This is a genomic window from Flavobacterium sp., from assembly GCF_027482425.1.
Classification (GTDB): Bacteria; Bacteroidota; Bacteroidia; order Flavobacteriales; family Flavobacteriaceae; genus Flavobacterium.
Genome location: NZ_JAIXWA010000005.1, coordinates 1 through 9,348, shown reverse-complemented (window position 1 = coordinate 9,348; position 9,348 = coordinate 1). Strand labels below are relative to the sequence as shown.

Genomic DNA, 9,348 nt, shown 5'->3' with positions numbered 1-9,348 from the left:
GATTGCCCGACCCGGAGGGGCACGCACAACTAATAATTATGAATTTTAAATTATGAATTATGAGTTATTGATTCGGTTAGGTGTTTAGATCGAGGTCGCGGATATAGTCCTCGTATTCTTTAAAAAAATCCTCGAAGGCGTTCATTTGGGTGGCGAAGAAGTGATGAATACGGTCCCAATCGTCTCTTCGATTCATAGTAACGTCCTCAAGTTCGACCCAAATACGACTAATAGTTTTTCCGTTTTCTAATTCTATATGTCTTGCAAAAAGGGCGTTTGGAACATGTTCTTCTTGCAACAGGGTTTGTAAGGATTCTATTTTTTCATAGTATATTTTTCGTTTTTCAGCATCACGGGGTTCGATATCCAATTGCACACGTGCTATACGATTATCAACATAGAATTTGAAACTAACATCTTTAATTTGAGTGTCATACAGCATCCATTTTCGTGGATAGTTAGCGCCAAATGTAGCCCAAAATTCACGTTTTAAAAGTTGTTTTTCTTCCTTACTATACATGCCGTTTTTTTTGGTAAATTTAAACATTATTACGTGTTATGACGTTTACCACTTTTCAAGCTTTAGTTCCTTTTCTTCAACAGCAACCGTTGCCGGCGCTTTCAGCCCATGCGAAAGTAGTGCCCGAGGAACGTCTTCGTGCGCTGTATGCTGGAAACATTCCTGAAAATGCACGTCAAGCGGCTGTGTTAATTTATTTTTATCCCATAAAGAATGTTATGCATGCCGTATTTATTCGTCGAAATGAATATCCAGGTGTACACTCGGGACAGATTGCTTTTCCTGGAGGTAAAGTCGAATCGGAAGATACTTCTTTGTGGCACACTGCTTTACGGGAAGCTCAGGAGGAGGTAGGGATTTTACCCGAACAGGTTTCTCTGATCAAACCGATAACTTCGGTATACATTCCACCCAGTAATTTTCAAGTCTTCCCTTTTCTTGCTTACGGATATGAACGTCCCAATTTTGTGCAACAAGTAGAGGAAGTGTCTGAAATTTTAGAATTTCCATTGACGCATTTATTGGAAGATGCAAATTTAACATCAATGCGTTTGTCTACATCGTATTCAAAATCTATTGAAGTGCCTGCATTTCAAATTGAAAATCAAATTATTTGGGGAGCGACAGCCATGATGGTTAGTGAATTGAAAGACAGTTTTAAGGCCTTGTTGTCCGTATAATTCTTCGTATCTTTAGCTCCCATTTTGGCGCTATGAATTTATTTAAACGCAATCCGTTTGGACATATCTTATTTTTAAAAAAATGGCTTATCCGTATTGCAGGTGTCATTACGCATCGTCGTTATCGCGGATTCAATGAGCTACAAATTGAAGGTTCTGACATTTTACGTCAGTTGCCGGAACAAAATGTATTGTTTATTTCCAATCATCAAACCTATTTTGCCGATGTCGTTGCGATGTTTCACGTCTTTAATGCTAGTTTGAGTGGACGTCAGAACAACATTCGTAATGTGGGTTATTTATGGAATCCCAAACTGAATTTATACTATGTAGCTGCAGGCGAAACCATGCGTTCAGGATTATTGCCAAAAATATTGGCTTATGCGGGAGCGATAACGGTAGAGCGCACTTGGCGTTCGGGCGGGAAAGATATTGATGAAAAGAAAGCGGTCAATCCCAACGATACAGAAAATATTATGAAAGCTTTGGCCGATGGTTGGGTCATCACTTTTCCTCAAGGGACTACTAAGTCGTTTAAACCCGTTCGTAAAGGGACTGCCCATATCATAAAACAGCACAAACCATTAGTGGTGCCTATCGTGATCGATGGATTCAGACGTTCTTTTGATAAAAAGGGATTGCGGATCAAAAAGAAGAATATTTTGCAATCCTTCACCATTAAACCCCCGCTTGACATTGATTATGAGCGTGAATCCATCGAGGAGATTGTAGAAAAAATTGAATATGCCATTGAGCAGCATCCTTCCTTTTTAAAAGTCATTCCAGCCGAAGTTTTAGAAGAACAGGAGCGGTTAAATGAATTACGCCGCTGGTAAGATTCTACATTACGGGTTCAACGGTATAGCCTAAATCTCTGAGCAACTGTAAAACACCTTCTTTCCCGGGTAAATGAGCAGCACCTACGCCTATAAACGTGGGCTTTTCAGCCATAATTTTGGGTAATCGTGATTGCCAGTTTCGGTTGCGTTTGTTGAGAAGTTCTTCTTCGAATTGGGAGTAAAATTGAGTTTCTGAACTTTTGAATAATTCCATCAACGCATCAAGGTCTTCTTTGGCGTAACAGGCCAACATTTTTTCGGTTTCTGAGCCATTGAATTCGATTCCTTTTTCGGCCAATTTTACCAATTCATGGGCTTGTTCTTTATAGGGAATGGCATCAAAAACGGCCATTTGTTCCAACACTTTCTCGAGTCCGATGATCGCTTCGTTCTGACTTTTAGCTACTTTCATTAATTCTTGTTCCACCGATTGCATGGGGCAGGTTAACATTTTTGGGTACAACATGGCAGTGACCATAAAAGGTTTCATGGTATTCACCACTTTAGCAGAATACCCCAAGTGTTTCTTTAAAAACGTATCAACCGTTGCAAAGTCTTTGGCAGAAAGCAAGGAATCCAACCGCTGACCATTTTTCATGTTTATCCCCGCCATCATGACCATTTGAAGGCTTGGATCGTCCATGTCTAATTCTAAACAAAGTTGTTGTGTTTTCTCCAAGGCTTCCAATACCTTAGGTTTTAACGTTGCATCACAGGTAATATGAATGGTCCCAAACACATACGAGGGTTGGGTTAATCCATTCCCAGAAACTTTCCAAAGCAATGTTTTGGGGGTTTGTGCATAAGTCCACACCGAGCACAATACACTGAGAAGTAGCGCTAATTTTTTCATTACAAATCAATTTTTTTCAATTCGTTATAATTTCGGAACAAACGTTTCATTAACGTACCATAAATGAGGTAGTAAAACAAGGCTGCAATGCCAAAGAATGCCAGTAAGAAAATGACTAAAATAATGATCGTGATCACCATGGCTTTAGGGTTGTGGCTAATTTTTTGCATTTGCGGATTGGCGACAAAAGCCAATGCAAACCCAGCGATAGCACTCAATCCAATCATGATTAGGTTGTACCATACATAGTATTTCACGGTTCGTCGCGTTTTAAGGATGTCTTGCATCAATTTTTTGGTCGAACGTAAGGTTGAAATATTTTTATAATTGACATAGAAAGCATAGATAAACGCCGCTATCACCACATAATTAACATAGGTAATGATTTTGAAGTAAGGAATCATATATTCCGTATGATTTTTTACCATTACTTCGTCAGTGTTAAAAAATAAACTAATCGCTGTCCAAAGGCTTACCTCCAATATGCTAATTATCAATATCCATTTTACAATCGAAGAAGATCGCTTATGTATCATCGAAGCGATATCCGACTCTTGTAATTGTCGAAAGGGCTTTGCTTGTTTTTGCCAATCCTTTTTTAATAAATCCAGTTCATTCATCATTCGTTACGGATTTAATATTTTTTTTAATTTTCCTTTAATTCGGTTCATTTTCACACGCGCATTGACTTCGCTAATTCCGAGTGTTTCCGAAATTTCGCTGTAATCTTTGTCTTCCAAGTACATGTAAATCAATGCTTTTTCAATGTCGTTTAACTGGTGAATCGCTTGATACATTAACTTTAATTGTTCTTCTTCTTCGGGATTGTAATCCTCTTGCTTGATAAAATAGCTGGCTTTTTCAAAGTCAACGGTGGCTACGGTTCGTGTATTTTTTCGATACAAGGTAATTGCCGTATTCAATGCCACGCGATAAGCCCAAGTCGAAAATTTGGCTTCCCCTCTAAATTTTGGAAAAGCTTTCCAGAGTTGAATCGTGATTTCTTGAAACAAATCATTGTGTGCCTCCTCATTGTTGGTGTAGAGGCGACAAATTTTGTGGACGATGTTTTGGTGGTCCGTGAGTTGTTTTACAAATGATGTTTCTATCGATTCATTCATGGAAGTATTAGTGATGGGATGTTCTTTTTTGTTACAATTACGATGCTAAATTTCAAATTTATAGTACAATTGCCTTTGAAGTATATTTTTGTAAAGTTTCAGTTCCTCAGATTTTGATTTTTGAAAAGTGTGGCTTTTATAAAAAAACCTTTGAGTAAAATGATTTATTTATATACTATTTAGGAAAAAGGCTTTCTTTTGATACCCAATCAACAACCCCACATAGTTACTATACCCCGCCATTCCGTCGGACTGCTGGTTTACTTTTAGGAAATGGTCATAAAAACCATGAAAGCCTTTATGGATAGGTGTGTCATAGTTTTTCCAAAACTGTTTACTTTCTCTAAAATTGGCTTTTACACCTTCATGTAATGAATCATACAGTGTTTGGAATCGTTTGGGTTGTGTTATCTGAAGTGTTCCTAAACAATACCGTAGCGCCGCGGTACAAACACTATACCGAAAATAAGGGTTTGTATGATAATATCCGGCCAAGAATCCAATAAAATTGCACTCACTCTCACTGGCAATGCCCGTTTGATGCGCCATTTCATGACAAATGACATTCCCTAAAGTATACGAGGGTAGTAAAGCGTTTACCTGAGCTTCATGGGTAAACGGATTAAAATATCCCGAAAAGCCCATGTACGATAGCGGGGTGCTCAACAAACTTTTTTTGACTGAAAGTTGTTCGTAGTTGATGTCGGGATGCCGTTTCTGAAGCGCTTGGTATCCTTCGTGAGCCAAAATAAAAAGAGAATCCGTGCGGTAAGGAACACGTACGCTTTTTTGGGGATCTTGGATGATTTGCAAATGAATACGATGCGTTTCATCCCTAAGTTGACGGGTAAAGGTTACCAATTCCTCTTGCGTGTATTGCGTATTGAGGTTCCACGTATCGGTGAGTTTTTGCCGATGATAGTTCAATCCCCAACTGAGTTGGAATATCATCAAAACGACTGCACCCCATTGCCCTAAGGAAATCCATTTTTGCGAAAGGGTTGTTTTTTTCCAACAACTCAAGGACCAAACAATTTTAAGGATAAGCAATAGGTAAAAAACATCGCCAACCGAAAAAGGAATACGACCCAAACAGAAACGCCAAAATGCATCGATATACCGATAGATGCCCTGACTGTAATAGCATTCAATCACCTCTGGGAATTGTCCAAGAATAGATAAAAGGAGCAGTTGCAAGATCACGGCATACCATCCCCAGTACGTTCGTAGGTTCACCTTTTTTTTAGGGTAAATGTACGGTAATCTTAGGCTACACCCAACATTCTTTGTATTTTTGAAACGCTGTAATGGCATTAAAAATAATTTTTACACTATGAGTCAAGACGTACGTCAATTAGAACCCAAACCCCTTTGGAATAAATTTGCCGATTTAAATGCGGTACCCCGTCCTTCCAAAAAAGAAGAGCGCGTGATTGAATTCATGAAAAATTTTGGAACGCGTTTAGGATTAGAAACTTTTGAAGATGAAATCCGTAACGTGTTTATCCGAAAGCCAGCTACTCCAGGGATGGAAAACCGAAAGCCGATTGTGATGCAAGCGCATTTGGATATGGTGCACCAAAAAAATAACGATACCGATTTTGATTTCAATTCGCAAGGTATCCAAATGTATGTCGATGGCGATTGGGTGCGTGCCAAAGGGACCACGCTGGGTGCGGATAATGGCTTGGGCGTAGCGGCTATAATGGCCATTTTAGAAAGCAAAGATATTCCCCATCCCGCGATTGAAGCGCTCTTTACCATTGATGAAGAAACAGGAATGACTGGGGCTTTGAACTTAAAAGGAGGGATTCTTCAAGGGGAAATTTTATTAAATCTCGATACCGAAGAAGACGATGAAATTGATATCGGATGCGCTGGGGGCGTGGATGTAACGGCGATTCGTTCCTACAATGAAGAAGACGTTCCCGAAGGCTCCCTTGGGTACACTATAACAGTAAAAGGGTTGCAAGGAGGTCACTCGGGCATGGATATTCATAAAGGCTTGGGTAACGCCAATAAAATCATGAATCGTTTGTTGTTTGATGGATTTGAAAATTTTGGTTTGCAAATCGCTGAAATCAACGGAGGAAGTTTGCGCAATGCTATTCCAAGAGAAAGTGTGGCGCAAGTGATTATCGCTTCAATGTATGACGAGGTTTTTGCTTTTGAAATGCAAGAACGTATCAACGAGATTAAAGCGGAATACAAAACTACCGAGCCTCAACTTCAAGTGAGTATTGAAAAGACACCCCTTCCCAAAAAAATAATGGATTTAGGCGTGCAAGAAGGATTGTTACGTGCCCTTTATACAGCCCACAACGGCGTGTATCGAATGAGTGCCGATATGGCTGATTTGGTAGAAACATCCAATAATATTGCGCGCGTAGTGGTGAAAGAGGGACAGCTATCGGTGCAGTGTTTAACCCGCTCTTCTGTAGAAACCGCTAAGTTTGATTTGGCCAATGCCCTTCGTTCAGCCTTTGAATTAATCGGTTGTGAAGTGACGTTTGCGGGAAGTTATCCTGGGTGGACGCCCAATGTAAATTCGGAAATATTGGAGGTTTTGGTCGCTATTTATGAAAAACAAAACGGAGAAAAACCGCGGGTTGTCGCGTGTCATGCTGGATTGGAATGTGGAATTCTTGGCACGAATTATCCCAACATGGATATGATTTCTTTCGGTCCCACCATTCACGGCGCACACAGTCCCGACGAACGTGCTAGCATATCGTCTTCTCAAAAGTTTTGGAGCTATTTACTCGAAATTTTAGCCAATATTCCGGTCAAAAACAGTTAGTCTTTAGCACTAAAAATTGAGGCCAAAACGTAAAAAAAAATCCTGAGCTATTGAGTTTCAGGATTTTTTTTGGGTTTTGAAAAGCGAATCTTCGAATTAATTTTCCTTTGGCGATGCCGCCTTCGACCAAACATACGTTTGCGTTAGCGCCTTTTTTCGAATTTGACCGCTTTCGGTTTGCTGAAGTTTTCCGTTGCGCAATAAACGATAGACAACTTTTTTCGGATAATCATTGTCTGGATTTTCAAAAGTTAGCGTGCTATCTGCATCTTGCGTCATTTGAAAAGCAATGGGTGTTTCTCCTTTTTCACCCTGAACCATAGTAGTGTAAATCAGGTAGTTTTTGCGTTGTTGCAGCTCCAATTGTTCCCGATGCAAGGTGTCTTTTTTTTCACCATGAATAAATATGCAGGTTCCCGTATACGTGCTGTCATCGGCTTCTTTCCATTGCATTTCCATCACACCCAACGAATCGGTTAGGGTCCAATTTCCCTCCAAAAATGACGCTTTGTAACGCTCTTCAAATTGAATTTCACGTCCCAACGCATCATATTTTTTGCAAGAAAAGGTCAAAAGACCAATCCCCAAGAGGCAAAACATCATTTTTTTCATGGTTTCATTTTTTTAAAAGGAAAGATCTCCGAGGTAGCCTTCCCATTTTGCATGCCAAAGATAGTAGCAACAAGACTATCGGCCTTTATTTTTTTATACACAATACGATTCGGAAAGTCATGTTTAGAATTTTCAAACACCAACGAATCTGTTCCGATATAGGTTGACGAAAAGCATACTGGTTTTTCTTTGTTTTGATCGCGAACCGAAACAATATAATCCCATCCTTTACTTGTTTTTTTCAAATCGACATGCTCATAAAAAACAGTATCTTTTTGGACAAGAATAAAACTCTCCGCTTCAAATACAGTAGCCTCCATTTTTTTCCAATGTTCCTGCGCATCCATGCTTGTTGTGGTATTGTGCCAGGAACCTAACAGCCAATCGGGACTTTCAGTGTCTTTTTGACAACCCCAAAAAAAGAAAAGAGGGAAGAAAAGAAAGGCAACCTGCTTCATGATTTATTTTTTACAATACTACAAAAATTATCATGATTCATGGGTCAAAGTCGAATTAGCCTCGTGAAATAATTGCAATTCCATTCGCAAATTATTGTATTTTTGCAATCCAAAAAAAGGAATAGTACATTATGTTAGAGCGTTTGCAATATGTGAAACAACGGTTCGACGAGGTGTCCGATTTGATTATTCAACCGGATGTCATTGCCGATCAGAAGCGTTACGTACAATTGAATCAAGAGTATAAAAACTTGAAAGCGTTGGTTGAAAAACGCGATGAATACGTTCGATTGACCGATAATATTGCCGAAGCCAATGAGATCCTCGCCGATGGTTCGGATGCTGAAATGGTAGAGATGGCCAAGATGCAACTCGATGAAGCCAAAGAACGATTGCCACAGTTGGAGGAGGAAATCAAGTTTATGTTGATCCCCAAAGATCCTGAAGATGCCAAAAATGTAATGGTTGAAATTCGCGCCGGTACTGGTGGAGATGAAGCGTCTCTTTTCGCAGGCGATTTGTGTCGAATGTATACGAAATACTGTGAAAATAAAGGCTGGCGAACTTCAGTAGTTGATTTTAATGAAGGAACGTCCGGCGGATTCAAGGAAGTCATTTTCGAAGTATCTGGTGAGGATGTATACGGCACTTTAAAGTTTGAAGCGGGAGTACATCGCGTGCAACGAGTACCGAAAACAGAAACCCAAGGGCGGGTGCACACTTCAGCGGCTACCGTTATGGTATTGCCCGAAGCTGAAGAATTTGATGTGCATATCGACATGAATGACGTTCGCATCGACTTGTTTTGTTCATCAGGTCCCGGAGGTCAATCCGTAAACACCACCAAGTCGGCGGTGCGTATGACACACATTCCTACGGGATTGGTAGCACAATGTCAAGACGAAAAATCGCAACATAAAAATAAAGACAAAGCACTTTCGGTATTACGTTCCCGTCTCTATGAAATGGAACTGGCCAAAAAGCAAGAGGAAGATGCCAAAAAGCGAAATTCCCAAGTGAGTTCGGGCGACCGTTCGGCCAAGATTCGTACCTATAATTTTCCCCAAGGACGGGTAACCGATCACCGTATTGGCATGGATATTTTTGACATGGATGGCGTACTTAATGGTAATATTCAAAAGTTTATTGACGAATTGCAGTTGGTCGCCAATACCGAAAAACTAAAAGAAAGCGAAGTATTTTAATCTCAAGTCCAACCGTTTCGTTGGGCTTTTTTTATAACAAAATTGCAATATGGAAACTAAAGCATTGGTAACGCAAATTCGACAAAAGAAATCGTTTTTATGCATAGGTTTGGATGTGGACATCGACAAGATTCCGCCCCATTTACTTCAAACCGATGATCCTATTTTTGAATTCAACAAAGCGATTATTGACGCTACGCATGACTTGTGCGTTTCGTACAAACCCAACACTGCTTTTTACGAGGCGTATGGGGTAAAAG

At 39.9% G+C, this 9,348-nt stretch carries 11 protein-coding genes and 1 pseudogene; 5 read left to right on the top strand and 7 right to left on the bottom strand.

The features are described 5' to 3' along the window. Nucleotides 1-76: 76 nt before the first annotated feature. Nucleotides 77-520 (bottom strand): DUF4268 domain-containing protein, encoded by a 444-nt coding sequence (locus tag Q0037_RS00285; RefSeq protein WP_297513645.1) that lies wholly within the window; start codon nt 518-520, stop codon nt 77-79. 38 nt (nt 521-558) lie between these two features. On the opposite strand from Q0037_RS00285, the gene Q0037_RS00280 reads away from it, so the two are divergent. Both Q0037_RS00280 and Q0037_RS00275 read left to right on the top strand, forming a co-directional pair. Further along, the gene (locus Q0037_RS00280) at nt 559-1,200 is read left to right on the top strand and encodes a CoA pyrophosphatase (RefSeq protein ID WP_297513642.1); all 642 of its coding nucleotides are present in this window, start codon (nt 559-561) and stop codon (nt 1,198-1,200) included. 32 nt (nt 1,201-1,232) lie between these two features. Beyond that, nucleotides 1,233-2,036 (top strand): 1-acyl-sn-glycerol-3-phosphate acyltransferase, encoded by an 804-nt coding sequence (locus tag Q0037_RS00275; RefSeq protein WP_297513639.1) that lies wholly within the window; start codon nt 1,233-1,235, stop codon nt 2,034-2,036. Nucleotides 2,037-2,040: 4 nt separating this feature from the next. Here Q0037_RS00275 and Q0037_RS00270 read toward each other — a convergent pair whose 3' ends face one another. The 4 genes from Q0037_RS00270 to Q0037_RS00255 all read right to left on the bottom strand — a co-directional run bounded on the left by Q0037_RS00270 (nt 2,041) and on the right by Q0037_RS00255 (nt 5,249). Beyond that, nucleotides 2,041-2,892: a TraB/GumN family protein gene (locus Q0037_RS00270; protein ID WP_297513636.1), complete on the bottom strand. Its 852-nt coding sequence runs from the start codon at nt 2,890-2,892 to the stop codon at nt 2,041-2,043. Then, nucleotides 2,892-3,515 (bottom strand): hypothetical protein, encoded by a 624-nt coding sequence (locus Q0037_RS00265; RefSeq protein WP_297513633.1) that lies wholly within the window; start codon nt 3,513-3,515, stop codon nt 2,892-2,894. The genes Q0037_RS00270 and Q0037_RS00265 overlap by 1 nt, the downstream gene beginning before the upstream one ends. Nucleotides 3,516-3,518: 3 nt before the next feature. After that, complete coding sequence (locus Q0037_RS00260; protein ID WP_297513630.1) at nt 3,519-4,013, bottom strand: sigma-70 family RNA polymerase sigma factor; 495 nt, start codon at nt 4,011-4,013, stop codon at nt 3,519-3,521. Nucleotides 4,014-4,181: 168 nt separating this feature from the next. After that, the gene (locus tag Q0037_RS00255) at nt 4,182-5,249 is read right to left on the bottom strand and encodes a DUF3810 domain-containing protein (RefSeq protein WP_297513627.1); all 1,068 of its coding nucleotides are present in this window, start codon (nt 5,247-5,249) and stop codon (nt 4,182-4,184) included. A gap of 97 nt (nt 5,250-5,346) precedes the next feature. Here Q0037_RS00255 and Q0037_RS00250 point away from each other — a divergent pair, with 97 nt between their 5' ends. Next, a complete protein-coding gene (locus Q0037_RS00250) occupies nt 5,347-6,813 on the top strand; it encodes an aminoacyl-histidine dipeptidase (RefSeq protein WP_297513624.1) in 1,467 nt (488 codons plus the stop codon). 96 nt (nt 6,814-6,909) lie between these two features. On the opposite strand, the gene Q0037_RS00245 is transcribed toward Q0037_RS00250, so the two are convergent. Next, a complete protein-coding gene (locus tag Q0037_RS00245) occupies nt 6,910-7,425 on the bottom strand; it encodes a DUF6265 family protein (RefSeq protein ID WP_297513621.1) in 516 nt (171 codons plus the stop codon). Continuing rightward, on the bottom strand, nt 7,422-7,883 hold the full coding sequence (locus Q0037_RS00240; protein ID WP_297513618.1) for a DUF6265 family protein: 462 nt from the start codon (nt 7,881-7,883) through the stop codon (nt 7,422-7,424). Before Q0037_RS00240 ends, Q0037_RS00245 begins: the two co-directional genes overlap by 4 nt. A gap of 131 nt (nt 7,884-8,014) precedes the next feature. Here Q0037_RS00240 and prfA point away from each other — a divergent pair, with 131 nt between their 5' ends. After that, on the top strand, nt 8,015-9,088 hold the full coding sequence (gene prfA / locus Q0037_RS00235) for a peptide chain release factor 1 (RefSeq protein ID WP_297513616.1): 1,074 nt from the start codon (nt 8,015-8,017) through the stop codon (nt 9,086-9,088). A gap of 49 nt (nt 9,089-9,137) precedes the next feature. Continuing rightward, a pseudogene (locus tag Q0037_RS00230) lies at nt 9,138-9,348 on the top strand (orotidine 5'-phosphate decarboxylase); the annotation flags it as partial.